The organism is Terribacillus saccharophilus (assembly GCF_000725365.1).
GTDB classification, from domain to species: Bacteria; Bacillota; Bacilli; order Bacillales; family Amphibacillaceae; genus Terribacillus; species Terribacillus saccharophilus.
Genome location: NZ_CP008876.1, coordinates 2,227,079 through 2,252,891 on the forward strand (window position 1 = coordinate 2,227,079; position 25,813 = coordinate 2,252,891).

Consider the following 25,813-nt stretch of genomic DNA (forward strand, 5'->3'; position numbering starts at 1 on the left):
GCCGGAACCAATACTCTATTGGTTAGATATCTAAATTCTGTACATTCTCAGCGTTATCTTGAATGAAATTCCGTCTTGGCTCAACTTTGTCGCCCATCAGGATATCAAAAATCTGGTCCGCATCGATTGCATCAGCCAAGCTGACTTGAAGCAGTGTACGGTTCTCTGGATCCATTGTCGTCTCCCAAAGCTGTGCTGCATTCATTTCTCCAAGACCTTTATAACGCTGCAGACCCGGTTTTGGTATTTTAGGAATCTCACTCATTACACGCTCAAGTTCCCGATCATTATAAGCGTAATAAGCAGCTTTCCCTTGCTGTACTTTGTAGAGTGGTGGCTGTGCAATATAAACGTAGCCATTCTCGATCAATGGACGCATGTAACGATAGAAGAACGTCAACAGCAATGTCCGAATATGAGCGCCGTCGACATCCGCATCAGTCATGATGACCAGTTTATGATAGCGAGCTTTGGAAATATCAAAGTCTTCGCCAATACCGGTACCAAGTGCTGTAATCATGGCACGGATTTCGTTATTAGCTAAAATCTTATCCAATCTCGCTTTTTCCACGTTGATGATCTTTCCGCGCAAAGGCAAGATTGCTTGGAAATGTCGATCGCGTCCCTGTTTGGCAGAACCGCCGGCAGAGTCTCCCTCTACGACGTACAATTCACTAATCGTAGCGTCCTTGGAAGAACAGTCAGCCAATTTACCAGGTAAGCTGCTCACTTCCAGTGCACCCTTACGGCGAGTTAGTTCACGCGCACGTTTGGCTGCGATACGAGCACGGGATGCCATTAAACCTTTTTCAACGACGATTCGTGCAGTATCAGGGTTTTCAAATAAGAACTTGGAAAATAGCTCTGTGAACGCTGCATCAGTTACTTGACGCGCTTCACTGTTACCAAGCTTCGTCTTCGTCTGACCTTCGAACTGCGGGTCCGGATGCTTGATGGAAATGATTGCAGTCAATCCTTCGCGTACATCATCCCCAGAAAGATTTGGATCTGCCTCTTTGAACATATTGTTTTTACGGGCATAGTCATTGATAACACGTGTCAGACCGGATTTGAATCCAGCTTCGTGCGTTCCGCCTTCATACGTGTGGATATTATTCGCAAAAGAGTAGATACTGCTTGTGTAGCCATCATTGTATTGCAAAGCGACTTCCACAGTAATTTCAGAATCCGTATTCTCTGCATAAAACGGCTCATGCAGTACTTCCTTGGAGCGATTGAGATGCTCTACATAAGAACGGATACCACCTTCGTAATGGAAAGTGACAGGCTCTGGATTCTCTTCACGTCTATCTTCCAGGCTGATTGCCAATCCTTTGTTCAAGAAAGCAAGTTCCCGGATACGGACTAGTAATGTCTCTTTGTTATATTCAGTCGTTTCCGTGAAAATCTCCGGATCCGGCTTGAAGTGTGTAATTGTACCAGTTCTATCGGATTCCCCAGTGACTTGTAAGTCTCCTGTTGGAATTCCTCGCTGGAAGCTTTGTTCGTGAATCTTACCATCACGGTGTACCATGACATCAAGCTGCGTGGACAAAGCATTTACAACTGACGCACCTACCCCGTGCAATCCGCCGGATACTTTATAGCCTCCGCCACCGAATTTACCGCCGGCATGAAGTACTGTCATGATAACTTCCACCGCTGGGCGGCCAGTCTTCTCATGTGTGCCTACCGGGATTCCACGTCCATTATCTTCAACAGTGATGCTGTTATCTTTTTCGATGATTACTTGGATATGGTCACAATAGCCAGCAAGCGCCTCATCGATACTATTATCGACAATCTCCCATACAAGATGGTGCAGACCGCGTTCACTCGTAGACCCGATGTACATTCCTGGACGTTTTCGGACTGCTTCCAATCCTTCCAGTACCTGTATCTGATCTGCATCATACAACTGTTCTTCAGGCATTTTATCTTCCATTGCCATTTAAATCACCTGCATTTCTCTAAAGGTTATCTTCTTCTATCATTCTCGGAACCGTGCTATCAGCCCGTTTCTTCAATGTCTGCACTGATAAAGGACTAGAATAAATCCGATCAGTGGTGACAATGATAGATTTGGCTGATACATGATCCGCTTCATCGTTTTCTGCCAAAGTGGGATCAACTGTTTTAGCAGCTTGATCGTATTCCAAGATGGCCACAACTTCTTCAGCTCTGACGACATTATTCCAACCGATCGAGATGAACATCAGGATCCTCCTGACTCACTGACAAGCTTCCCTGATTTTATTGTGAACAGTTCTGCCTGTTTCAGAGTTTCATGCTGGATACCTGATACATTCGTCGTCGAGACAAAGGTTTGAACTTTCCCCTGTATCGTTTCAAGCAGATGCGATTGCCTGCTGTCATCCAGCTCGCTTAAGACATCATCCAGCAATAGAATCGGATAATCTCCGACCTCGTTATAGATTAGTTCTATCTCAGCCAGCTTCAGTGACAAAGCTGTCGTACGCTGCTGACCTTGTGAACCGAAAGCTTGTACATCTTTCCCGTTCACATAAAAAGACAGGTCATCACGATGGGGGCCTGCTAAAGTTGTCCCTCTTTCCACTTCACGTGTCCGTAATTCAGAGAATTTCTCCTCATAAGCTACTTTCAGCGTTTCCTTATCGGATTCTTCTGATACGTGCAAGTTGGAAAGATATTCTATATCAAGCGTCTCAAGCTTCGTCGTGATGCTCTGGTGGATGGGCTGTGCCCATTTGCGGAGCAGTCCGAGGAAGAGGAAACGTTTCTCTAATATGATGGCAGCATGCTCAATCAGCTGCTCCGTCAGCACATCAAGCATTGTCGGATCAGCCTGGCGCCGCTGCATAAGCTTCAGCAGATGATTCCGCTGCTTCAAAACTTTTTGGTATTGTCCAAGGTGGTAAATATAGACCGGCTGAATCTGGCCGATCTCCATATCAATAAAACGCCTGCGAATTTGCGGACTGCCTTTCACCAAGTTCAGATCCTCAGGAGCGAACATGACGACATTGAGCGCCCCGATATAATCACTTAGGCGTTTTTGTTCCAGATGATTCAGTTTTGCTTTTTTCCCTTTGGACGATAGGACGATCTCAAGCGGAAACCGCTGTTTCCGCTTGAGGATGTTCCCTTCTATTTTAGCATAATCTTGATCCCATTGGATAAGTTCTTTATCTTTAGGAGTTCGATGCGATTTGGAGAAGGCTAACACGTAGATGGCTTCCATCAGGTTCGTCTTTCCTTGTGCATTCTCACCGATGATTACATTCACTTTATCGTCGAATTGAAGCTGCAGCTTATCGTAATTCCGATAATGCGTAAGCGTTAGCTCTTGGATATGCATGCTCAGGTCCTTTCTGTATCCGGCAGACTGCTATGCCTTTTTGACAATGAATGCTTCGGATGTCGCCGGCAGCTCTACACGATCCTCCGGATACAGCTTCCTGCCGCGTCTGTTTTCTTCCTCGCCATTGACCAGCACTGGATAATCAGCTAAATACAGCTTGACCATTCCGCCGCTCTCGACAGCATTTACTAGCTTCAGGAATTTCCCAAGCTGAATATATTCGGTGTTGATTTGAATTTCTTCGTTCATTTCCGCTCTCCTTACTTTATGTTGCCTTCTTATTATTTTACTAAAGTATCCACAACTTTGAAAGTTATTTTCATTATGCCCAATCCTCCATGCCGTCATGTTATGCACAGAAAAAAAGCACCGCCGTATGGGCAGTGCCTTTATCCACATGTGTATAACTTAGTACGTACGGACTGGTGTAATCAGCTGCAGCAAGTCCTCATCATCAGTTGGACGGATAAGGAATGGACGCATCGCTCCTGTGAATTCAATCTTCACTTGCTCACTTTCAATGACCTTCAGTGCATCCATCATATATTTCGCACTAAAGCTGATTCGCAATTCTTCTCCTGAAATTTCCTGAACAGTCACTTCTTCTACTACACGTCCAACTTCAGGGGAATTACTGCTGATTTCCAGCTGGCCAGAATCCTGAGTTACCAGTTTCACGACATTATTTCTATTTTCTTTCGCCAATAAGGATGCCCGGTCGATAGAGCGGAGCAGTTCCTTCGTGTCGATCTGCAATGATGTCTTGCTTTCTGATGGAATCAAACGGGATGTATCCGGATAATTTCCTTCTAGCAAACGGGATAGGAAGTATAAATGCTTAGTACGGAACAAAATTTGGTTATTTGTGATCCGGATTTCGACAGGATCTTGATTTTCATCAAGGATTTTGTTCAATTCAGTCAAGCTTTTCCCAGGGATGACAACATTTTGGAATCCTAACGCAGTTTCATTTGTCGAAACTGGAATCTGACGGGATGCTAAACGATGACTATCTGTCGCAACAAAATGCAGCTGATCTTCCTGAACACGAACATTTACTCCAGTTAGAAGCGGTCGAGTTTCTTGAGTTGATACAGCAAATACTGTTTCTTTGATGACATTTTTCAATAGATCAGCAGGAAGTTCAAAGCTATCTTCACTATGAAGCTTCGGCAGCTGTGGATATTCCTCTGCATCTTGGCCATTTAATTTAAATTCTGCACTTCCGGATCGGATTGTTACGTTCAATTGTGCATCAGATTCAATCTCTACTGCATTCATCGGAACTTTTCTAACGATTTCCGGGAAATACTTTGCTTGCAGTACAATGCTGCCTGGTTCTATCTGTTCTACATAGACAATACCATCTTCTTCTTTTGGAATGAAAGATTCGATAGAAATATCAGAATCACTTCCTGTTAAGGTAATGCCATCTTCTTTTGCTTCGATTTTCATCCCTGTAAGGATTGGAATTGCTGTTCTGGAAGAGATTGCTTTCACAACATCCTGGATACTTGCTAAAAGCCGATCACGTTGTATGACAAATTTCATGATAATTGCGTTCCTCCTATGGGGGGTTCTTCTTATTAATTATTATTTATAAAAATACAGTAGTAGTAATAGGGCCTGTGATTATGTGGATAAGTACGAAAAAGACCAGTAATACCAATAAAAATACCCTGTGGATAATATGTGAATAAAAAAAGACTTTATGCACGTTTATCAACAGGGTCCAATCGTCAGAAAGATTTGAGTCTTTCTTTTATGTCATCGATGTCGCGCTGTAAATCCTGATCTACACTTAATAGCTTAGAGATTTTTTCATGCGCGTGAATAACGGTTGTATGGTCTCTGCCGCCGAATTCTTCTCCAATTTTCGGTAAAGAGAAATCAGTCAGTTCCCGTGATAGGAACATAGCGATTTGGCGAGGGAAAGCGATAGCCTTCGTACGTTTCTTCGCAGTGAATTCTTCCAAGCGGACATTGTAGCGCTCGCCGACTTGTTCCTGGATCGCATGGATCGTAATAACCTTTGGCTTTGAGCTAGGAATGATATTTTTCAGTGCATCTGCTGCTAAGGAAGCATCAATATCCGAGTTGATAAGGGATGAATAAGCAACAACACGTATAAGAGCACCTTCCAGCTCTCGGATATTGGTGTCTATTTGATTGGCAATGTACAGCATGACTTCATTTGGGATGTCCAGGCCTTCTGCTTTTGCTTTCTTGCGAAGGATGGCAATCCGCGTCTCCAGATCCGGAGGCGTAATATCTGTAATCAATCCCCATTCAAAGCGGGACCTCAGCCGATCCTCCAATGTAGGTATTTCTTTTGGCGGACGGTCACTGGAGATGATGATTTGTTTATTTTCTTCATGTAATGCATTAAATGTATGGAAGAACTCTTCCTGCGTTTGTTCTTTTCCAGCCAAGAATTGAATATCATCTATAAGAAGGACGTCGATATTACGGTATTTAGCCCGAAATTCCGCTGTCTTATTATCCCTAATGGCATTGATGAATTCATTCGTGAACTTTTCGGAGGATAAGTAAACGACTTTTGCATTCGGATTATGATCCAAGACATAATGTCCGATTCCATGCATTAAATGGGTTTTACCGAGCCCGACACCACCATAGATGAATAGCGGGTTATAGGCTTTAGCCGGTGCTTCTGCAACAGCAAGTGAAGCAGCGTGTGCGAACCGGTTACCTGAGCCGATAACGAATGTATCAAATGTGTACTTGCTATTTAGCATGCTTTTTGGTGATTCTGCCAACGCATCCTTTGCGGCAGCTTTCTTAGGCATCGGCTGGCGGATGACTTCTTCTTCCTGCTGAAATTCTGGAATGATGAATTTCGTCTGCAGCCGATTGCCAGTCACTTCATAAAGTGTATCTCCGATCAAAGAGGAGTAGCTGCTTTCCAGCCAATCTCTGGCGAATTCGTTGGGGGCTTCAATCACAAGTGTATCTTCTTCAATTGCATAGGCTTGTGTATTTTTCAGCCAAGTATCGAAGCTCGGCTTACTGATTCGTTTCTCAATTGCTTGTAATGTTTTTTTCCATAAATCCTGAATATTCTCCAACAGGCATCCCCCTTTCTGAAAAAATGAAAGAAGCAGTCACTTTCTCTAAGAACTGCATCATGATAGGTATTAAAAGGCCTTTTCGAAACATACGAAAAAAGGATCACGCATGCAAAAAGACCGTGCACATATATATATGGATGTGGATAGAAAATCCGCATAATAAAGGGCAATGAAGCGACTTCTTCAGTTGTCCACGTTGCTGTTGATAACTGCATCTACAGACCTGTGAATAGATGTCCACAGCTTATCCACACTCTGTGGATAAAGGATTTTAGTGATGATGTTATCCAATCAGTAAAACACAGATATGATACCAGAATAATCCTTGTCTTGCAATGCTTAATCGACAGTTATCCACAAATGCCGGCGTGTGTAGACAAAAAATATCCACAGCATGCGGTTATGTGAGTAAGTTGTCGAAAACCTGTGTGGAAAAAGTTATGCACAGGGTTATTAGATTAACATGGGCTGTGGATAAAAGAAAGAGATGATCCAGCAAAAAATGATAGGTTGACATGTTGGCCTTTCTATACGTATAATGTTCAAGACTGTCTATGACCTTTCGCTATATTTTTGATATATCCTCAAGGGAGGTGTTTTATATATGAAACGTACATTCCAACCTAATAACCGTAAAAGAAAAAAAGTACACGGCTTCCGTCAACGTATGAGCACAAGCAACGGACGTAATGTTCTAGCTCGTCGTCGTCGTAAAGGAAGAAAAGTATTGTCTGCATAAGGCCACTTACGTATGTAGTGGTCTTTTTGACTTTATATACTTGATCAGTGTACTGACACAGCGTTTACGTTGTGCTTTTACATGAGTGGAGAAGGAGAATAAACTACAAGCTTAAATGCCGCGTTTATTCTCCTTCTTTCAAATTAAAGACTATTTCTGCAAATAGGCATGCTTGAGGGGACCCTCTATGAAGAAAGAATACCGAATCAAAAAGAATGAGGCATTCCAGGAAGTTTTCCAAAAGGGGAACTCTTTTGCGAACCGTCAACTCGTTCTATATTATAAGAAGCAGGATGCAGCTGATGCGCATTTTCGTATCGGTCTTTCTGTCAGCAAGAAACTTGGAAACGCTGTTATGCGGAACAAGATAAAGCGCTACTTGAGACAAGCTTTCCATGAACTTGATGAGCAGGTTGCTCCAGGCTACGACTTTATCGTCATTGCCAGACAGCCAGCGAAGGATATGGCTTACCAGGAACTGAAAAAAAGCTTGATTCATGTGCTTTGGAAATCACATCTGCTGAAACAGCCAAACAGGAAAAATAAAGAGAAGCAATAGGGAAAGTCTTATGCAAGGAAGTTAAGGAGGAAACATGGTGCGTAAAAAAGGTTTATTAGTATTGGCACTCGTGCTGCTCGTCGCTGCCTTAGCAGGCTGTGCGCCGAACACCGATCCAATCACTTCGGAAAGTACTGGGTTCTGGAATCAGTATTTCATCTACCCGCTATCTTGGTTGATTGCGTATTTCGCTGATCTTACAGGCGAGAACTTTGGTCTTGGGATCATCATCGTAACAGTGATCATCCGTTTAGTATTGCTGCCATTGAACATCAAGCAGCTGAGAAGTTCTCGTGCAATGCAGGAAGTTCAGCCTGAATTGAAAGAACTTCAGAAGAAATACAGCTCCAAAGATGCAAACACACAACAGAAATTACAGCAGGAAACAATGCAGCTCTTCCAGCGTCACGGTGTGAATCCGTTGGCAGGATGTCTGCCGATCATCGTACAGATGCCGATTTTGCTTGCTTTCTATCAAGCGATCAGCCGTACAGAAGCAATCAAGGAACATAACTTCCTTTGGGTACAGCTTGGAGCTCCGGATCCATACTTCATTTTGCCAATCGTAGCAGGTCTTGCAACATTCCTGCAGCAGAAACTGATGATGGCAGGAAACACAGCTATGGCTGCTAATCCGCAAATGACAATGATGCTATATATCATGCCGGTCATGATTACTGTATTTGCGCTATTCCTTCCTTCAGCTTTGGCATTGTATTGGGTAGTCGGTAACATCTTCATGGTGGCACAGACATTACTTATCAATAAACCGATGATGTCGAAAAACAAAGCACAGGCAGACAGCAAGAAATAATGAAACAGCTGACTGCTCGCGGCAAAACCGTAGATGATGCGATTCAATCAGCTTTACAGCAGTTACGTATTTCTAAGGAAAAAGTCGAAGTCACTGTAATCGATGAAGGAAGCAAAGGCTTCCTCAATCTGTTCGGTGCTAAACCGGCAGTAGTTAAAGTGGTCGTGAAGACCGATAATGTACAAGCAGCAAAAGATTATTTGGAAAGTGTCATTCGCCATCTGCACCCAGGTACAGAGGTGGAGATCACTGCCCGTAAGAAAAAGCATGTGATGTTTACACTTAGCGGAGAAAATCTCGGCATGTTGATTGGAAAAAGAGGACAAACGCTCAATGCGCTGGAACAGCTGGTCGAACAATTTCTGCATCAGCAAAAAGCATATCACTTTACCGTTACCGTCGATGCGGAAGGATATCGGTCAAGAAGACGGGAAACGCTTGAAATGCTAGCTGTCCAGGCTGCCAGCAAGGCATTAGCGCTGCAAAAAGCAATTCCTCTTGATCCAATGCCGGCTAGCGAACGGAAAATCATCCATGCTGCAGCTCAAAAGCAAAAGGATGTTGAAACCGTTTCGAAAGGTAAAGAACCGAATCGGTATATAGTCATCCAACCAGTAAAGGAAAAGTCTTGGCAATGATGCCAAGACTTTTTTTGTGCTCTCTATGCACATGTGGATAACCCTAACCTATTAGTTGTCACTAAATTTTCATGTGGATATCTTTCTTTTTGATAGATACCTGTGCTATTCTTATAAGTTAGTGAGTACAAACTTAATCATAGCGATATGCTGTGGATAAATAGATAAAAAAAGATAGAAAGAGGTGAAGAAATGCAGAACGATACAATAGCCGCAATATCGACTCCTGTTGGAGAAGGAGCGATTGCCATTGTTCGACTTAGTGGGGCTGAAGCGGTGGAAATCGCTGCAAGCCTTTTTGATGGGAAAAAGCTGACAGATGTACCAAGTCATACAATCCATTATGGTAAACTCATCGACCCGACAACTAATGAGGTTGCAGAGGAAGTGATGGTGTCTGTTATGAAGGCACCGAAAACATTCACACGGGAAGACGTTGTTGAAATAAATTGCCACGGCGGTCTTGTCTCCGTGAACCGTGTACTGGAATTAGCATTGCAGGAGGGTGCGCGTTTGGCAGAGCCTGGTGAGTTCACTAAGAGAGCCTTTCTTAATGGACGGATCGACCTTTCACAAGCAGAAGCTGTTATGGATTTGATCCGTGCTAAAACTGATCGAGCAATGAATGTTGCTCTCAATCAGATGGAAGGCAGACTATCCCGTTTAATTCAAAAGCTGCGTCAGGAATTATTAGAAACTGTAGCGCATGTGGAAGTGAACATCGATTACCCAGAGTATGATGATGTGGAAGAGATGTCCCACAATATGATGATCGAGAAGACACAATATGTATATGAAGAAATAGAGAAGCTGCTCGAAATGGCTAAGCAAGGAAAAATCCTGCGGGAAGGGCTGGCTACAGCAATTATCGGCCGTCCGAACGTCGGAAAATCTTCCTTGATGAATGCACTTGTGCATGAAAATAAAGCTATTGTTACCGAAATAGCAGGTACAACACGCGATATTATTGAGGAATATGTCAATGTACGCGGCGTACCATTGAAGCTGGTGGATACAGCCGGAATTCGTGAAACGGAAGATATCGTAGAACGAATCGGAGTGGAGCGCTCCCGTCAGGTTTTGAAGCAAAGTGACCTTATTTTGCTTGTGCTGAACTATGGAGAAGCATTGTCTGACGAGGATCGTCAATTATTCGAGGCAGTTTCCGGCCTTGATGTCATTGTCATCGTCAACAAAACGGATCTCTCCCAACAAATTGATTTGGAAGAAGTTCATAAGCTTGCAAGCGGCCGTCCGGTAATTACGACTGCTTTGATTGAAGAAAAAGGAATCGACGAATTGGAGCTTGCTATCAAGGATACCTTCTTTGCAGGGGAGATTGATGGCGGCGACTTGAGCTATATATCAAATGTACGGCATATCCAGCTTTTGAAGCAGTCATTGTCATCGCTTCGTGAAGCGATGAATGGCATTGAAATGCAGATGCCGATGGATATCGTCCAAATAGATGTAACAAGAACATGGGAATTGCTCGGTGAAATCATCGGAGATACTGTGCACGAAAGTTTAATCGACCAACTGTTTTCACAGTTTTGCTTAGGAAAATAAAAAAGGAGAGAATGAACATGACATACGATGCTGGGCATTATGATGTCATCGTCATAGGTGCAGGACACGCCGGCTGTGAAGCTGGTGTAGCAGCAGCGAAAATGGGTGCTAATACCTTAATGCTGTCCATGAACCTAGACATGACAGGATTCATGCCATGTAATCCATCCGTCGGCGGACCTGCAAAAGGTGTCGTTGTACGCGAAATCGATGCACTTGGCGGCGTGATGGGAAAAGTAATTGATAAAACGTATATTCAAATGCGTATGCTAAACACAGGAAAAGGTCCTGCCGTTCGTGCATTGCGAGCTCAAGCGGATAAACCGCTATATATTACAGAAATGAAAAAAACATTGGAAAGCCAAGAAAACCTGACGATGCGTCAAGCAATGGTAGACCGTTTAATCATTGAAGATGGAGTCTGTAAAGGCGTTATCACTGAAACGAAAGCAGCTTACTACGCAAAAACAGTAGTAATCACGACTGGAACATTCATGCGCGGACGCGTTATCATCGGAGATGTTTCCTATGAAAGCGGCCCGAACAACCAGCGTGCATCTGTTACGTTGTCAGAGCATCTTGAAGAACTTGGTTTGGAAATGGTACGGTTCAAAACTGGCACACCGCCACGTGTAAACAGCCGTTCTATTGATTATTCCAAAACAGAAATTCAGCCAGGAGACGAAGAACCGCTTGGGTTCTCTTATGAAACAACAGAATTCATTACCGATCAGATCCCTTGCTGGCTGACTTATACAAACGAATTTACACACAATATTATCAACGAAAACTTAGGTCTATCTGCTATGTATTCCGGTATGATCAAAGGAACTGGACCGCGCTACTGTCCTTCTATCGAGGATAAAGTTGTCCGTTTCAATGATAAGCCGCGCCACCAGATTTTCTTGGAGCCAGAAGGACGCAATACAGAAGAGGTTTACGTACAAGGTTTATCTACTTCCTTACCAGAATACGTTCAAAAGAAAATGCTTCAAACGATCCCTGGTTTGGAAAACGCTGAAATCATGCGTGCCGGCTACGCAATCGAGTATGATGCAATGGTACCAACACAGCTATGGCCTACACTGGAAACGAAAAAAATTCCTGGTCTTTACACAGCGGGACAAATAAACGGTACATCCGGCTATGAAGAAGCATCTGGACAAGGTATCATGGCAGGTATCAATGCCGCTGCGAAAGCATTAGGCAAAGAACCAGTCATCCTGGACCGTTCCCAAGCTTACATCGGTGTTATGATTGATGACTTGGTAACAAAAGGAACAAATGAACCTTACCGTCTGCTAACATCACGTGCGGAATATCGTTTGCTGCTTCGTCATGATAATGCAGATATGCGTCTAACTGAAATTGGACATCAAATCGGCATGATCAATGAAGAACGCTACGCGCGCTTCCTAGAGAAAAAACGCCTGATTGAAGAAGAACGGAACCGCTTAGAAGGAATCATTATTAAAACAGAGCCACATGTGCTAGAGCTGATGGAAGAAGCAGAATCTGTCATGAAGGAAGCACAGCGTGCATCTGATCTTTTGAAGCGTCCTGAGATTAAATACAGCTTGCTGGAGAAAATCGTTCCTGCAGATAAAGAACTGCCTGCAGATGTAAAAGAGCAAGTTGAAATCCAAACGAAGTATGAAGGCTATATTAAGAAATCCATGCAGCAAGTAGAACGTATGAAGCGTATGGAAGATAAGAAAATACCAGATATCATCAATTATGATGATGTCAGCGGACTTGCAACAGAAGCACGTGAGAAACTGAAAAAAGTTCGCCCGCTATCTGTTGGTCAAGCTTCCCGAATTTCCGGTGTAAACCCAGCGGATGTTTCCATCCTGCTCGTATTTATTGAACAAGGTGGTCACACGAAAGCAGCAAATCAATAATCTGTCGAAAAGAGGTACAGGATGAACCAAGCAGATTTTCTACAACAATTGGATGAGCAAGGAATTACATTATCTGATAAGCAGCTAAAGCAGCTGGAGGATTATTTCCATCTATTGGTTGAATGGAATGAAAAGATGAATTTAACAGCAATTACGGAAAAGGGAGAAGTGTATTTAAAGCACTTCTATGATTCCATTTCCGCTGCTTTCTTCTTTGATTTCAAAGGAGATGAAAGTATTTGTGATGTCGGAGCAGGAGCTGGATTTCCATCTATCCCGCTAAAAATTGTCTTTCCGGAGCTGAAAGTGACGATTGTCGACTCATTGAAAAAGAGAATTACCTTCCTCAATGAGCTGGCAAAGAAGCTTGGCTTATCCAATGTCGCTTTTTATCATGACCGAGCAGAGAATTTCGGGAAAAATGATGCTTTCCGAGAATCTTATGATTTGGTCACGGCGAGAGCAGTAGCTCGGATGTCCGTACTGTCAGAGTTGTGTCTGCCGCTTTGCCGGACAAAAGGTCATTTTATCGCTATGAAAGGACCTAATCTGGAAACAGAGCTTCGAGATGCGGAACCAGCAATTCAATTGCTGGGCGGTGAATTGGTTGAAAGCTTTACCTTCGATCTGCCAGAAGAAGGCGGAGAGCGAAATATAGCCATTATTGCCAAACGTCGAAAGACACCGAAGAAATATCCACGTAAAGCAGGGGTTCCAAACCGCGAGCCGATCGTTTAAAACAGAAGAAAATTAGTGAATGAAGTACCATACAAGCTTACCATTCTCAACCAATCTATGATAAAATAGTAGATAAGGAACTGGCTCGGCTTATGTAAGCGCAGCAGCTTCTACTGTAGAACTGCTGCGCCTTTTTATACATGTTTCACGTGAAACATTTACTATTCCTTATGTACCTGCTTGCTAGATTAGGATTGTAAAAAAAGGTGGTGTCTGAGGATGTTACACCCGTTCAGCCGTATTTTTGGGCTAGGTGATAAATCTGATTCAACAGAAACGGAAAACGATGCGCATCAGGATGAAGTATTAAACCTTCGGGTACAGGATATTGTCCCGAACCAATACCAACCAAGAACTGTTTTCCAAGAGGATAAAATCAAAGAGCTCGCACAGACAATTCGCACACATGGCATCATCCAGCCAATTGTTGTACGAAAAAATTCTGAAGGCAGCTATGAATTGATTGCAGGAGAGCGTCGCTGGCGTGCAGTGCAGTCATTAGAATGGGAAACAGTCCCTGCCATCATCCGTGAAATGTCGGATACAGAGACGGCTTCTGTAGCATTGATTGAAAATCTGCAGCGTGAAGAGCTGACTGTTATCGAAGAAGCACTCGCATATGAGCGTTTATTAGAGTTGCATTCTTTGACTCAGGAAGCATTGGCGCAGCGTCTCGGAAAAAGCCAATCAACTATCGCCAATAAGATGCGACTATTAAAACTGCCAGAATCTGTGCAGCAAGCATTATTGGCAAAGAAGATCACAGAGAGGCATGCTCGTGCGCTTATTGCTTTAAAAGATGCAGAGAAACAAGAATTGATTTTGCAGGAAATCATAGATAAAGAATTAAATGTAAAAGAGACAGAGGCACGCATCGCCCGTATTGTGAACGCCCAGCCGAAAAAGAAACGTCCGAAGCTGAAGGGTATCAACAAGGATATGCGCATTGCCATGAATACAATCCGTCAATCACTTTCCATGGTTTCCGATACCGGTATCAACTTGGAAACAGAGGAAGAGGATAAAGACGATTACTACCAAATTACGATCAAAATACCGAAAAAATCTTAAATAAAGCTCTAATAGTATCCCCATCTTGTACAAAGATGGGTTTTTATATAGGAAAAGGGAGCTAACTTTTCAAAATCTTGAATTTATCCGTCGGTTTCTATGAAAAAATGATAGAATAAATGTATTGAGTTTGAGGTAGGTGACACCATGGGCAAAGTAATCGCAATAGCAAATCAAAAAGGCGGCGTAGGGAAGACAACTTCCAGCGTCAATTTGAGTGCTTGCCTGGCTTTTTTAGGAAATAAAGTTTTGCTAGTAGACATTGATCCGCAAGGAAATGCTACAAGCGGTGTTGGTGTAAACAAAGCAGATGTCGAAAATTGTGTATATAACGTCCTAGTTGAAGATATGGAAGCCGAAAAAGTCCTTGTATCAACTGCTGTTGATAATTTGGATGTTATTCCGGCTACTATTCAGCTTGCAGGAGCCGAGATCGAGCTAGTACCTACGATCTCAAGAGAAGTCCGTCTGAAAAAGGCAATTGATAGTGTAAAAGACAATTATGATTATGTCATCATCGATTGTCCGCCTTCTTTAGGATTGTTGACTTTGAATTCGCTGACAGCGGCAGATACTGTCCTTATTCCAGTTCAATGCGAATATTATGCATTAGAAGGACTAAGTCAGCTATTGAATACAATTCGCCTTGTACAAAAGCATTTGAACAAGCATCTAATGATTGAAGGCGTATTGCTAACGATGCTGGATGCCCGTACGAATCTTGGTATTCAAGTTATTGAAGAAGTAAAGAAATATTTTCAAGATAAAGTGTACCAGTCGATCATTCCAAGAAATGTTCGGTTGGGAGAAGCACCTAGTTATGGTCAGCCAATCATTATTTACGATCCGAAGTCGCGTGGTGCAGAAGTTTATTTAGACTTAGCAAAGGAAGTGATGGCGCATGGCCAAAGGGTTGGGGAAAGGTCTTAATGCTTTCTTTCCAGAATTGGAAATGAAGGAAGAAGATCAGATTCAGGAAATTGCAATCAAGGAATGCCGGGCGAATCCATATCAACCGCGCAAAGTCTTTTCTGCAGATGCAATTGAGGAATTGTCGCAATCGATTCAGGAATATGGCATCCTGCAGCCACTCATCGTCCGTAAGAGTATAAAAGGCTATGAAATTGTAGCGGGAGAAAGAAGATTCCGTGCCGCAAAAGCAGCGGGTCTGAAAAAAGTACCTGTCATCGTTAAGTCATTAGATGATGAAAAGATGATGGAGCTTGCTCTGCTGGAAAACCTTCAGAGAGAAGATCTCACGCCGATTGAAGAAGCACAAGCTTATTCCAATCTGATGAAGGAATTAGATATTACACAGGAAATCTTAGCGAAACGCTTAGGAAAGAGCCGCTCTCACATAGCGAATCTTGTTCGTCTATTGACGCTGCCTCCTGAAATAAGTGATTTAATCAATTACGGTGAACTATCAATGGGGCACGGACGCGCCTTATTGGGATTAAAAGATAAAAAGAGATTGCAGCCGCTAGTCGAGAAAATACGCAATGAATCGCTGAATGTCCGGCAAGTAGAGCAGCTCATTATCAAGATGAACAATAACCTTCCGGAACCTGAGAAAAAGAAAGCTATAAAGGATATCTTTCTTGTTCAGACGGAATCGCAGCTGCGGAACCAATTTGGAACAGATGTAACAATTCATCGTGGTAAGCGAAAAGGCAAGATTGAAATACAATTCTTTTCTGATGAAGACTTAGAGAGAATATTAAATGTATTAAATAAATAAAAGCCAACGGAAGCTTATGCTTCTGTTGGCTTTTTTGTTTGTTCCACGTGAAACATGTCAATTTTCAGCAGCTGTTGTGTCGGGTGATAGTATAGGAACTTGTTTGCGGTCGACGGCTAGCAATAGGGCACTGATTTTATAAGCAATTTGCATCACAAGATGCAAGCGAGTATTTTGTAACACAAAATACTCCATATCACCGCTGGCATTTACTATTCCAGTTATTTGGGCATCTCCAACTGCTGGAAGATTTTTTTTCAATGCAGCACCCGGACGAAGAGGTGTAGGAGAAACGATAATGGAACCTATAGAAGTGGTCCTGCCTAAGCAGGCATCAATAGCAATTATATAAGCATTCGGATGTTTTTCCGCTATCATTTGCATACGTTCAACCAGATTGACTGCATGCACAGGCGATTCCAGCGTCCCATAAACATGAAGCCTATTTAATGGTTTCTCCGTCAAAAATGAACCTATAATAGGTCCTAAAGCATCACCAGTCGAACGGTCCGTACCGATGCAAAGGACAACAATCTCTCGGTCATCAGGAATCCATGAGCTGATTGTTTCATAGGCTTTACTCATAAGAAGGGGGTCTTGATAGTCGCAGCGGAACTCCTTTTTTTTCGTAAATATTCTCTTCAGGCTCATAGCTTATCCTCCATACACATATTGGTAATAGTATATAGCTTTTCTACTTTTTCTATACGTGTTCATATGAAATTGGAGGGACTGTGATGTGGGCTGCAGGGCTGAAATGGATGTTTTTAATATTGGCGACATTAATAGGAGCTGGATATGCTTCGGGAAGAGAGATCTGGCAATTTTTCGGCTATGAAAGTGGACTGGCTATCATCATTTTCACCATTCTATTTACAATATGCAGTTATGTAATCCTGCATATTAGCTTCACCGAAAGAAGTACGCATTACTTTCCGGTATTGGAACGGCTTGTCGGCAAAAAGTTAGCTGCTGTGTATGATGTGCTGATTGTTTTCTATTTATTTACAGTTACAGTTGTTATGATTGCAGCTGGCGGTGCTACCGGAACGATGTACCAGATTCCAAATTGGTTGGGCATCCTCTTCATTACGTTAATGATTATTCTAATTTTCACATCCAATGTAGAAGGTGTCGTTTCGATGAATAGTTATATTCTTCCTATCTTAGTCGGAGGTCTTGTTCTTGTTCTTGTCATCTATACACGGCATGAACAGATAAATCTGCTGCAGGATTGGCGTGAACAAGCAAATTGGCAATCGGCATTTCCGTTTACTGCACTGAACATTCTTCCTGTTGTCGCAGTAATCGGTGCGATTGGGAAGCAAATGAAAGGGAAAGGGGAGTTATGGATTGCGAGTATCGGAAGCGGACTTATCATCGGTGCGCTTACGTACTTATACAATAATGATTTGATGCATATCAGTCATGCAATTCCACATTATGATATCCCATTGTTCTATATATTGAAGAACTATCCCTCTATTGTGCTTATCGGCATCAGTATTGTGTTGTGGCTTGCTATCTATACTTCAGCTGTTTCCGGGGTTCTGGGCATTGTTTCACGATTTCAAACAAAATGGAAGGGACCGCTTTGGCTGCAAGCTGCTGTGCTTGTATTACTTATGCTGCCGCTCACACAGCTTGGTTTTACAGACTTGATAGCTTTGATGTACCCGATTTTCGGCTTTGCTAATCTTTATATCCTCTCCGCTATTCTTGTATATCCAATACTAAATCGTTACAAAATGAAATAGAAATTTGATAATATAAAAAGAAAACAAGTGGACGAGGAGATACGCACATCATGAATGTAGAGGAGCAGTGGACCAGTATTTATGACTTTTTGACAAGTGCCGAGCTTTGGACCGGCCTCGGATTAGCAGCTTTTAAAATTGTTATGATCATAATATTATCAATGGTTGTTGCTCGTGTAGCCAATAATATAGTGGAAAGGACTTTCAATAATTCCTTTAGGGAGAAGGCGAAAATCAAGTCTCCCATTGTATCAGAACGCCGGGAGAATACGCTGAAAAAGCTAATCCAAAATGTAATCACATATGTGGTGTATTTCACTGCTGTGGTAATGGTGTTATCGCAGCTGGGATTAAACATTGGAGCATTGATTGCGAGTGCCGGAGTTGCTGGCTTAGCTATCGGCTTCGGAGCGCAAAACTTAGTGAAGGATGTTATCAGCGGTTTCTTCATCATTTTCGAAAACCAGTTCTCAGTAGGAGATAATGTTCAGACAGCTGGAGTACGAGGAGATGTAGAAGAGATTGGATTACGCACATGTAAGATTCGTAACTGGACAGGTGAACTGCACATTATACCGAATGGAAATATTACACAAGTAACTAACTTTTCTGTGCACAACAGTTTGGGAGTATTGGATATCAATGTACCTTACGAAGCGAATTTGCAAGTAGCAGAAGAGGTCATCATGCAGGTGCTGCTGGAGATGCCAGCTGAATATCCTGAGATACAAGCAACTCCGCAGCTGTTAGGCGTCGAGACATTATCGACTTCCCACATCGTTTTGCGAGCTATCATCGAGACTTTACCAATGCAGCATTTTGGTGTAGCAAGGGAAGCTAGAAATCGTATTAAAACAAAACTATTAGAACGTAATATCAGTATTCCAGCTCCAAGGCTTGTCATGTATAATAAACAAGAAGCAGAAGAGCTTATGCAGGAAAGTGTTGTAAGGGGGAATGCTCGTGAGTGACAAAGTCTATCAGCTTAATGATGTGGTACAAATGAAAAAAGCCCATCCATGTGGCGAGAATCGCTGGAGGATTATCCGGTTAGGAATGGATATCCGGATCAAATGTGAAGGCTGCGGTCATAGCGTGCTTATTCCTCGGAAAAAATTCGAGACAAAAATGAAAAAAGTTTTGGAGCATGCTGAAGAACCGACAAACTAAAATATGCGTTTCACGTGAAACATAGAAGTCTGTCTGATGTTGTCATCAGTAGGGCTTCTTTTTTTTATGTGAGAAATCAATTTTTAAATACAAATAAAGTATAGAAATGGTAGAAATACACACATAATTTTGCTGTTTTATAGAGAATAGTGTACTCTAGAAGTACGTATGTTTACTTGGACAAAGTAAGGGCAAGCTGGCATGATTTTATGTAAGTCAGTTACCGGTACTGCCCCATCTTCCCAGCCTTTGGGCGGAGTGTTCAGTAAGCAGATCTATTTTGGCCGGCTGTACGATAAAAGCGGCCAGGACACTTAAGGAGTGGAAGATTACATGGCTTTAACAGCAGGTATTGTTGGATTACCAAACGTCGGTAAATCCACATTGTTCAATGCGATCACACAGGCAGGAGCGGAATCTGCAAACTATCCGTTCTGTACGATTGATCCGAATGTCGGCATTGTAGAAGTTCCGGATTCACGTTTAAATAAATTGACTGAACTGGTCAAACCGAAAAAAACTATCCCTACAGCATTTGAGTTCACGGATATCGCTGGTATCGTGAAAGGTGCAAGTAAAGGGGAAGGACTAGGAAACCAGTTCCTATCACACATCAGACAAGTAGATGCAATCGTTCATGTAGTGCGTTGCTTTGATGATGAAAATATTACGCATGTATCCGGTAAAGTAGATCCTATCGATGACATTGAGACAATCAATCTAGAATTGATTTTTGCAGATCTTGATTCTGTCAACAAGCGTCTGCAGCGTGTAGAAAAGCTTGCGCGTCAGAAAGACAAAGAAGCTGTTGTAGAGCAAGAAATACTGTCCAAAATCAAGGATGGACTAGAGAATGAACAACCAGCACGTGCGCTGGAATTCACAGATGAACAAAGTAAGATTGTGAAAGGCTTGCATTTGTTGACAAGCAAACCAGTTTTGTATGCTGCTAACGTGAGCGAAGAAGAAGTAGCAGATCCATCTGCAAACGAAAACCTTGTAAAAGTACAGGAGTTCGCGGCAAACGAAGGTGCGCAGGTTATTGTTGTTTGTGCGAAGATTGAATCTGAAATTGCAGAACTTGATGGAGAGGAAAAAGAAATGTTCCTCGAAGAGCTAGGTATTCCTGAGTCTGGTTTGGATCAGCTGATTAAGGCGTCATACAGCCTGCTTGGACTAGCAACTTACTTTACGGCTGGTGAACAGGAAGTTCGTGCTTGGACGTTCCCTATGGGCTATAAAGCTCCTCAGACAGCTGGTATCATCCATAGTGACTTTGAAAAAGGATTCATTCGCGCTGAAACTGTTTCCTACGATGATCTGGTTGATGCTGGTTCTATGAGTGTTGCAAAAGAACGAGGGAAAGTTCGCTTAGAAGGAAAAGAGTATTTGGTGAAAGATGGAGATGTTATGCATTTCCGTTTCAACGTGTAAGGTCGGATCCTCAATTTGTAAATATGCGGAATAAACTTGCTTAACGACAGATAATTTGCTATAATTCATCATTGTGAGTAATTAAGATTACTCCTTGCTCTTATGAAAGATAAGAGCCGTTAAGTCCAAAAGGAGGTGCAAACGGATGAGAGAATACGAAATTATGTACATCGTCCGCCCAGATATCGAGGAAGAAGCTAAAACTGCTCTAGTTGAGCGTTTCAACGGAATCCTAACTGATAACGGTGCGGAAATCGTGAAAGTTGACGAGAAAGGCAAGAAACGCCTTGCTTACGAAATCAACGATTACCGTGATGGCTACTACTTCATCATTAATCTAAAAGGCAATGAAGCCGCTATTAATGAATTCGACCGTCAAGCGAAGTTCTCTGATGATATTATTCGTCAGATGGCTATTCGTCTAGACGAGAAATAAGGAGGGGTTCTGATGTTAAATCGTGTCGTACTTGTCGGCAGATTAACCAAGGATCCGGACCTGCGTTACACACCAAATGGAGTGGCAGTTGCCAACTTTACCTTAGCAGTAAACCGTCCTTTCTCTAATCAGTCAGGCGAACGTGAGGCAGATTTCATCAACTGTGTTGTATGGAGACGTCCAGCTGAAAATCTGGCGAACTTCATGAGCAAAGGAAGTCTGGTTGGCGTAGATGGCCGTGTCCAAACGAGAAGCTTCGATAATCAAGAGGGTAACCGTGTATATATAACGGAAATTGTTGCGGATAGCGTACAATTCCTCGAGACCAAAGGTGGCTCTCAAGGAGGCGGACAAGGTTCTTCTGGATACCAAAATCAGAACTCGAACTTCAACAACAACAATAACAATAACTTCAATAGCAACAACAATAATAATCGAAATAACGACCAAGATCCTTTCCGTGATAAAGGTGAACCGATCGATATTTCTGATGATGATCTACCATTCTAATCTAAGGGAGGCAATCTGATATGGCAGCACGTCGTGGTCGCGCTAAGCGCAGAAAAGTATGTTATTTCACAGCAAATGGCATCACTTACATCGATTACAAAGACGTTGATTTGCTTAGACGTTTCATCTCCGAGCGTGGAAAAATTCTTCCTCGCCGTGTGACTGGAACTTCTGCAAAATACCAACGTAAATTGACAATCGCTATCAAACGTTCTCGTCAAATGGCTCTATTGCCATACGTGAGCGAGTAATAAGGAAGAAGGCATCATCCTGATGGATGATGCCTTTTTTATATATTTTAATAGTTATATAAATATCAAGAGACCCTAAATAAAGGGTCTTTTTTTATGTTAAGTTTTCAGAATTAAATTAATTTGATAATATGCGCCTATTACGAACAAGATGCTTGAATCTCATAGCAGAACTTCTATAATGGAAAAAGTTGATTCTTAATCTGACAGAAGGAAAGGAGCATCTATATGGCTGCTACTACACAAACAATCGACAAGCACGTGCAAGTGGAAAACCGTATTCCGTTGATCATCGTCTTAATGGTGGGGAATTTCATTGCATTGATTAATGAAACTGTTATGAATGTCGCGTTGCCCAATATAGAAGAAACCCTTGGAATCCAAACGACGACTGCGCATTGGCTTTCTACAGGGTATATGCTGACGATTGGTATTCTTATTCCGATCAGTGCTTATCTAATGCAGCGTTTTACAACGCGTCAATTATTGCTTACTGCACTATCGTTTTTCTTTATAGGAACGCTGATTGCCGGTTTTGCTCCTAACTTCCCAATTCTGTTGCTCGGACGTGTGATTCAAGCTTCTGGTTCAGGGATTATTATCCCGCTTGTAACAACGGTGATCATTACGATCACACCACTAGCTAAGCGCGGGTCAATGCTCGGTTTGCTAATGGTGGTAATTCTGTTTGCACCGGCGATTGGTCCTGTATTTTCTGGTCTTGTTGTAGAACAGGCTTCTTGGCGATATGTATTTATCAGTGTATTGCCAGTAACACTCGTTTTACTTGGCTTTGCTGCTTATTTTGTCCGCAATGTGCTGGAGACGAAACGTACAAAAATCGATATTCTATCTGTTGTATTGGCAGTGATCGGTTTTGGCTCAATCGTTATTGGATTCAGCAGTGCTGGCGCAGAAGGATGGACAAGCCCTCTAGTGCTAGGTGCTTTAATAATTGGACTTGCTGCGATTGCATATTTCGCTTATCGTCAATTCAACTTGGAGACGCCGATGCTAGATCTGCGTCCATACAAAAATAAAAATTTCTTGATGGCGATTCTTGTGACAATTACAGTTATGATGTGTTTCTTTGCAGCGATGATTCTTCTGCCTATATTCATGCAGGACGCATTAGGAATTAGTGCATTTGATTCTGGTATTGTGCTGTTCCCGGGCGGTATCATGATCGCAATAATGGCCTTGCTCACTGGCCGGCTTTCCGATCGATTCGGACCGAAGCCATTTGCTATCACAGGAACAGTACTTTTAGTAGCAATGATCGGGTTGATGACGACAATTTCAACTGATACGACGATGCTGCAATTCACGTTGCTGTATGTTGGCTTTACGTTTGCAATTGGGTTAATTTTGACACCGATGACGACACTGGGACTAAACCAATTGACGGAGGAACTCTATTCGCACGGCAGTGCTTCTCTGAATGCTTTCAACCAAATTTCTGGTGCAATTGGTCCAGCATTGTTTATCACCTTGATGAGCGGTGGCAGCCAAGCTGTAACTTCTCATAGTGCCGATCAGGCGATGACAGCTGGTTTACAGTTTGCATTTACCATTGCTGGAGCTTTCGCTGTAGCAGCGGTCGTATTCGTACTGTTAGTCAAACAATCCAAGCCTATTCACCATTATCAATACGAATAAAAAATAGCGAGCTCCTTAAAGGGGCTCGCTATTTTTGCAGCTGCTGTACGATTTTGGAAAGATCATCATGAATGACAATATCAAATAGATCATCCATCACCGTAGGTTCCCGGTTAATCAGGATAGATGGCTTTCCTAGTGAGTTGCTGTATTCAGGAAGAATGTTGAATGGACTGACGAGCAGGGACGTTCCTAGTACTAGAACAAGCTCGCTTTGATGAATCGCGTGTTCTGCTTTGTCATGCTCGGTAATCGGATCACCAAATAAGACAACGTCTGGCTTCAGCACATGCTCGCATTTCTCGCAAACAGGGGTTTCTGCTGCCAATAAGTAAGGCAAGTCATAAGAACTGCCGCAGTTTGGGCATGTGGCGCTATTCAGCGTGCCATGGTATTCAATGACATGCTCGTTGCCGGCAATGGTATGAAGACCATCAACATTCTGGGTGATGACAGTGATTTGTTTTCCGTGTACCTCTAATTCTTTGAGATAGCGATGTACATGGTTCGGACCATAATCCTTAAGCAGCTTCACTCGGAAAATATCCTTGTATTTTTGCCAGAAATCTACCGGATCCTTATAAAAATAGTGATTGGAAATATAGTATTCTCGGGCTTCATCAGCAGTCCAAAGACCTGTGGTGGAGCGGAAGTCAGGAATACCGCTGGCGGTGGATACGCCGGCTCCGGTCAGGACTGCAACCGACGAGGCATCTGCGATCATTTTGGCGGCTGTTTCCAAATGCATAGTTCATACCTCCAGCAAAATTATTATTTTTTCAAGTATAGCAAAAAAGCCAGAAGGAAGCAGATTACAGCGAAAACCGAACAATCGGATTTGCTATAATTATTAGAAAACATATTGACAATAGCTGTGTGTCTGCTATGATAAATAAAAAATTGAACCAAAACACAACTATATTGATGAAGATCATACCTTTGATTGTGATTATCCAAGAGAGCTAGTGGCTGGTGTGAACTAGCATAATTCATCAAAGGGCAGCACTTCTGAATAGGCAGACTGAATTGAGTAGGTTTGTCCGGCATATGCCCGTTATGCATAGCTTCAACGAAGGCTGTCGTGTGTAAGCAGACAGTGAAAAAGGGTGGCACCGCGTGAGTAGATCCAAGCTTTTCGCCCCTTACTTATCAGGTAAGGGAGCGGAAGGCTTTTCTTATGGGCTCTTTTACCTGTGAAGATATCTTACAATCCAAGGAGGAAAAGAAATTATGTTACCAGATCAACTTTTACTACGGATTCCAGGACCATCACCAATTCCGCCAAGTGTACAGCGCGCAATGAGCCAGCCAATGATCGGCCATCGCGGTGCGGAGACAACTGCTTTGCTGCAGCGTATTAAGCCAAAATTGAAGCCCGTATTCGGAACAGAACAGGACGTACTGCTTGTGACTGGCAGTGGAACTGCTGGACTGGAGGCAGCAGTTGCCAACACTTCCAAGCCAGGAGATGAAGTGCTGATTGTAGTTGTAGGAGCATTTGGTGATCGGTTTGTAAAGATAGCCCAAGCATATCAGCTTCAAGTCCATCGCTTAGATGTGACATGGGGAGAAGCAGCAAATCCGGAGGATATTAAGACATTCTTGAAAGAACATCCGGAAATCAGTTCTGTCTTTGTTACGTATTGTGAAACATCCACAGGAGTGCTGAACCCAATCAAAGAAATCGCTGAAGCGGTGCATGAAGTATCGGAAGCTTTGGTCATTGTTGATGGCGTATCCTGTGTTGCAGGTGTGGAGACCGAATTTGATAAATGGGGAATTGATATTTTGGTGACAGGCACACAGAAGGCATTCATGCTGCCTGGGGGTATGTTCTTTGCAGTAGTAAGTGACCGGGCATGGAAAGTGATTGAAGCCAATACGCAGCCAAAATTCTATCTGGATCTGACAAAATATCGTGATGGTCTGGAAAAAGACAGCACGCCTTTCACGCCAGCCCTATCTATTTTGTTCGGACTGGAACAAGTACTCACATTGCTTGAGGAAGAAGGTCTGGAGCAGGTGTATGCAAGACATCGTCTGATGCGGGATATGACACGAGCTGCTTTCCGTGCTTTAGATATACCGCTGCTTGTAGAGGATGCGTATGCTTCTCCGACAGTTACGGCTATCAAACCAGCAGATTTTGATGCCGAACAGCTGCGTAAGCAAGTGAAGCAGGACTTCAACTTGGCATTTGCAGGCGGCCAAGCGCATATGAAGGGTGAAATTTTCCGGATCGGTCATATGGGATATTGCTCTCCGGCAGATGTGCTGCAAGTGATTGGCGCAGTAGAAATCGGTCTTGTGAAGATTGGCAAACAAATAACATTAGGTGCAGGAACGGCAGCAGCACAGCAAATCTACTTGGAACAAGGAGCGAATTGA

The 25,813-nt window shown here is 42.8% G+C and carries 27 protein-coding genes and 1 other annotated feature; of the genes, 19 read left to right on the plus strand and 8 right to left on the minus strand.

Annotated elements, in window-relative coordinates; translation table 11 throughout:
- Nucleotides 1–22: 22 nt before the first annotated feature.
- The 6 genes from gyrB to dnaA all read right to left on the minus strand — a co-directional run bounded on the left by gyrB (nucleotide 23) and on the right by dnaA (nucleotide 6,432).
- Entirely contained in the window at nucleotides 23–1,951 is a 1,929-nt protein-coding gene (gyrB, locus tag GZ22_RS11305; RefSeq protein ID WP_038562587.1) for a DNA topoisomerase (ATP-hydrolyzing) subunit B, read from the minus strand.
- Between the two features lie 19 nt (nucleotides 1,952–1,970).
- Nucleotides 1,971–2,216, minus strand: coding sequence for an extracellular matrix regulator RemB (remB, locus tag GZ22_RS11310; RefSeq protein ID WP_051748216.1), 246 nt, complete (start codon nucleotides 2,214–2,216; stop codon nucleotides 1,971–1,973).
- Entirely contained in the window at nucleotides 2,216–3,340 is a 1,125-nt protein-coding gene (gene recF / locus GZ22_RS11315) for a DNA replication/repair protein RecF (protein WP_038562588.1), read from the minus strand. Before recF ends, remB begins: the two co-directional genes overlap by 1 nt.
- Before the next feature lie 30 nt (nucleotides 3,341–3,370).
- Nucleotides 3,371–3,592, minus strand: a complete 222-nt coding sequence (gene yaaA / locus GZ22_RS11320; RefSeq protein WP_038562590.1) for a S4 domain-containing protein YaaA — start codon at nucleotides 3,590–3,592, stop codon at nucleotides 3,371–3,373.
- Nucleotides 3,593–3,751: 159 nt separating this feature from the next.
- Complete coding sequence (gene dnaN, locus GZ22_RS11325) at nucleotides 3,752–4,894, minus strand: DNA polymerase III subunit beta (protein ID WP_038562591.1); 1,143 nt, start codon at nucleotides 4,892–4,894, stop codon at nucleotides 3,752–3,754.
- Nucleotides 4,895–5,082: 188 nt separating this feature from the next.
- A complete protein-coding gene (dnaA, locus tag GZ22_RS11330; RefSeq protein WP_038562593.1) occupies nucleotides 5,083–6,432 on the minus strand; it encodes a chromosomal replication initiator protein DnaA in 1,350 nt (449 codons plus the stop codon).
- Between the two features lie 607 nt (nucleotides 6,433–7,039).
- Here dnaA and rpmH point away from each other — a divergent pair.
- The 10 genes from rpmH to GZ22_RS11380 all read left to right on the plus strand — a co-directional run bounded on the left by rpmH (nucleotide 7,040) and on the right by GZ22_RS11380 (nucleotide 16,208).
- Entirely contained in the window at nucleotides 7,040–7,174 is a 135-nt protein-coding gene (rpmH, locus tag GZ22_RS11335; RefSeq protein WP_038562594.1) for a 50S ribosomal protein L34, read from the plus strand.
- Between the two features lie 187 nt (nucleotides 7,175–7,361).
- Entirely contained in the window at nucleotides 7,362–7,733 is a 372-nt protein-coding gene (gene rnpA, locus GZ22_RS11340) for a ribonuclease P protein component (protein WP_038562595.1), read from the plus strand.
- A gap of 37 nt (nucleotides 7,734–7,770) precedes the next feature.
- The gene (spoIIIJ, locus tag GZ22_RS11345) at nucleotides 7,771–8,547 is read left to right on the plus strand and encodes a YidC family membrane integrase SpoIIIJ (protein WP_038565936.1); all 777 of its coding nucleotides are present in this window, start codon (nucleotides 7,771–7,773) and stop codon (nucleotides 8,545–8,547) included.
- Complete coding sequence (jag, locus tag GZ22_RS11350) at nucleotides 8,547–9,185, plus strand: RNA-binding cell elongation regulator Jag/EloR (RefSeq protein WP_038562597.1); 639 nt, start codon at nucleotides 8,547–8,549, stop codon at nucleotides 9,183–9,185. The genes spoIIIJ and jag overlap by 1 nt, the downstream gene beginning before the upstream one ends.
- 192 nt (nucleotides 9,186–9,377) lie before the next feature.
- Entirely contained in the window at nucleotides 9,378–10,754 is a 1,377-nt protein-coding gene (gene mnmE, locus GZ22_RS11355; RefSeq protein WP_038562599.1) for a tRNA uridine-5-carboxymethylaminomethyl(34) synthesis GTPase MnmE, read from the plus strand.
- A 17-nt stretch (nucleotides 10,755–10,771) separates the two neighbouring features.
- A complete protein-coding gene (mnmG, locus tag GZ22_RS11360; RefSeq protein ID WP_038562601.1) occupies nucleotides 10,772–12,658 on the plus strand; it encodes a tRNA uridine-5-carboxymethylaminomethyl(34) synthesis enzyme MnmG in 1,887 nt (628 codons plus the stop codon).
- Between the two features lie 21 nt (nucleotides 12,659–12,679).
- On the plus strand, nucleotides 12,680–13,396 hold the full coding sequence (gene rsmG, locus GZ22_RS11365) for a 16S rRNA (guanine(527)-N(7))-methyltransferase RsmG (protein WP_038562603.1): 717 nt from the start codon (nucleotides 12,680–12,682) through the stop codon (nucleotides 13,394–13,396).
- A gap of 219 nt (nucleotides 13,397–13,615) precedes the next feature.
- On the plus strand, nucleotides 13,616–14,467 hold the full coding sequence (noc, locus tag GZ22_RS11370; protein WP_038562605.1) for a nucleoid occlusion protein: 852 nt from the start codon (nucleotides 13,616–13,618) through the stop codon (nucleotides 14,465–14,467).
- A 147-nt stretch (nucleotides 14,468–14,614) separates the two neighbouring features.
- The gene (locus GZ22_RS11375) at nucleotides 14,615–15,397 is read left to right on the plus strand and encodes a ParA family protein (RefSeq protein WP_038562607.1); all 783 of its coding nucleotides are present in this window, start codon (nucleotides 14,615–14,617) and stop codon (nucleotides 15,395–15,397) included.
- The gene (locus GZ22_RS11380; RefSeq protein WP_038562609.1) at nucleotides 15,369–16,208 is read left to right on the plus strand and encodes a ParB/RepB/Spo0J family partition protein; all 840 of its coding nucleotides are present in this window, start codon (nucleotides 15,369–15,371) and stop codon (nucleotides 16,206–16,208) included. Before GZ22_RS11375 ends, GZ22_RS11380 begins: the two co-directional genes overlap by 29 nt.
- 57 nt (nucleotides 16,209–16,265) lie before the next feature.
- Here the strand turns inward: GZ22_RS11380 and yyaC are convergent, their stop codons facing one another.
- Complete coding sequence (gene yyaC, locus GZ22_RS11385; RefSeq protein ID WP_051748219.1) at nucleotides 16,266–16,859, minus strand: spore protease YyaC; 594 nt, start codon at nucleotides 16,857–16,859, stop codon at nucleotides 16,266–16,268.
- A gap of 86 nt (nucleotides 16,860–16,945) precedes the next feature.
- On the opposite strand from yyaC, the gene GZ22_RS11390 reads away from it, so the two are divergent.
- The 8 genes from GZ22_RS11390 (at nucleotide 16,946) to GZ22_RS11425 (ending at nucleotide 23,425) form a co-directional block, all read left to right on the plus strand.
- Complete coding sequence (locus GZ22_RS11390) at nucleotides 16,946–17,965, plus strand: YkvI family membrane protein (RefSeq protein WP_038562611.1); 1,020 nt, start codon at nucleotides 16,946–16,948, stop codon at nucleotides 17,963–17,965.
- Nucleotides 17,966–18,015: 50 nt separating this feature from the next.
- A complete protein-coding gene (locus tag GZ22_RS11395; protein WP_038562613.1) occupies nucleotides 18,016–18,936 on the plus strand; it encodes a mechanosensitive ion channel family protein in 921 nt (306 codons plus the stop codon).
- On the plus strand, nucleotides 18,929–19,135 hold the full coding sequence (locus GZ22_RS11400) for a DUF951 domain-containing protein (RefSeq protein ID WP_038562615.1): 207 nt from the start codon (nucleotides 18,929–18,931) through the stop codon (nucleotides 19,133–19,135). Before GZ22_RS11395 ends, GZ22_RS11400 begins: the two co-directional genes overlap by 8 nt.
- A gap of 333 nt (nucleotides 19,136–19,468) precedes the next feature.
- Nucleotides 19,469–20,569 carry a redox-regulated ATPase YchF gene (gene ychF / locus GZ22_RS11405; protein WP_038562617.1) on the plus strand — a complete coding sequence of 367 codons (1,101 nt, stop codon included), beginning with the start codon at nucleotides 19,469–19,471 and terminating at the stop codon, nucleotides 20,567–20,569.
- 145 nt (nucleotides 20,570–20,714) lie between these two features.
- Complete coding sequence (gene rpsF / locus GZ22_RS11410) at nucleotides 20,715–21,005, plus strand: 30S ribosomal protein S6 (RefSeq protein ID WP_038562619.1); 291 nt, start codon at nucleotides 20,715–20,717, stop codon at nucleotides 21,003–21,005.
- A 12-nt stretch (nucleotides 21,006–21,017) separates the two neighbouring features.
- Nucleotides 21,018–21,515 (plus strand): single-stranded DNA-binding protein, encoded by a 498-nt coding sequence (gene ssb / locus GZ22_RS11415; protein WP_038562622.1) that lies wholly within the window; start codon nucleotides 21,018–21,020, stop codon nucleotides 21,513–21,515.
- A gap of 20 nt (nucleotides 21,516–21,535) precedes the next feature.
- Nucleotides 21,536–21,766, plus strand: a complete 231-nt coding sequence (gene rpsR, locus GZ22_RS11420; protein ID WP_038562624.1) for a 30S ribosomal protein S18 — start codon at nucleotides 21,536–21,538, stop codon at nucleotides 21,764–21,766.
- 228 nt (nucleotides 21,767–21,994) lie between these two features.
- A complete protein-coding gene (locus tag GZ22_RS11425) occupies nucleotides 21,995–23,425 on the plus strand; it encodes an MDR family MFS transporter (protein WP_038562625.1) in 1,431 nt (476 codons plus the stop codon).
- Between the two features lie 28 nt (nucleotides 23,426–23,453).
- Here GZ22_RS11425 and GZ22_RS11430 read toward each other — a convergent pair whose 3' ends face one another.
- A complete protein-coding gene (locus GZ22_RS11430; protein ID WP_038562627.1) occupies nucleotides 23,454–24,173 on the minus strand; it encodes an NAD-dependent protein deacylase in 720 nt (239 codons plus the stop codon).
- 164 nt (nucleotides 24,174–24,337) lie between these two features.
- Nucleotides 24,338–24,571, plus strand: a binding site (T-box leader).
- 84 nt (nucleotides 24,572–24,655) lie between these two features.
- Here GZ22_RS11430 and GZ22_RS11435 point away from each other — a divergent pair.
- The gene (locus tag GZ22_RS11435; protein ID WP_038562629.1) at nucleotides 24,656–25,813 is read left to right on the plus strand and encodes a pyridoxal-phosphate-dependent aminotransferase family protein; all 1,158 of its coding nucleotides are present in this window, start codon (nucleotides 24,656–24,658) and stop codon (nucleotides 25,811–25,813) included.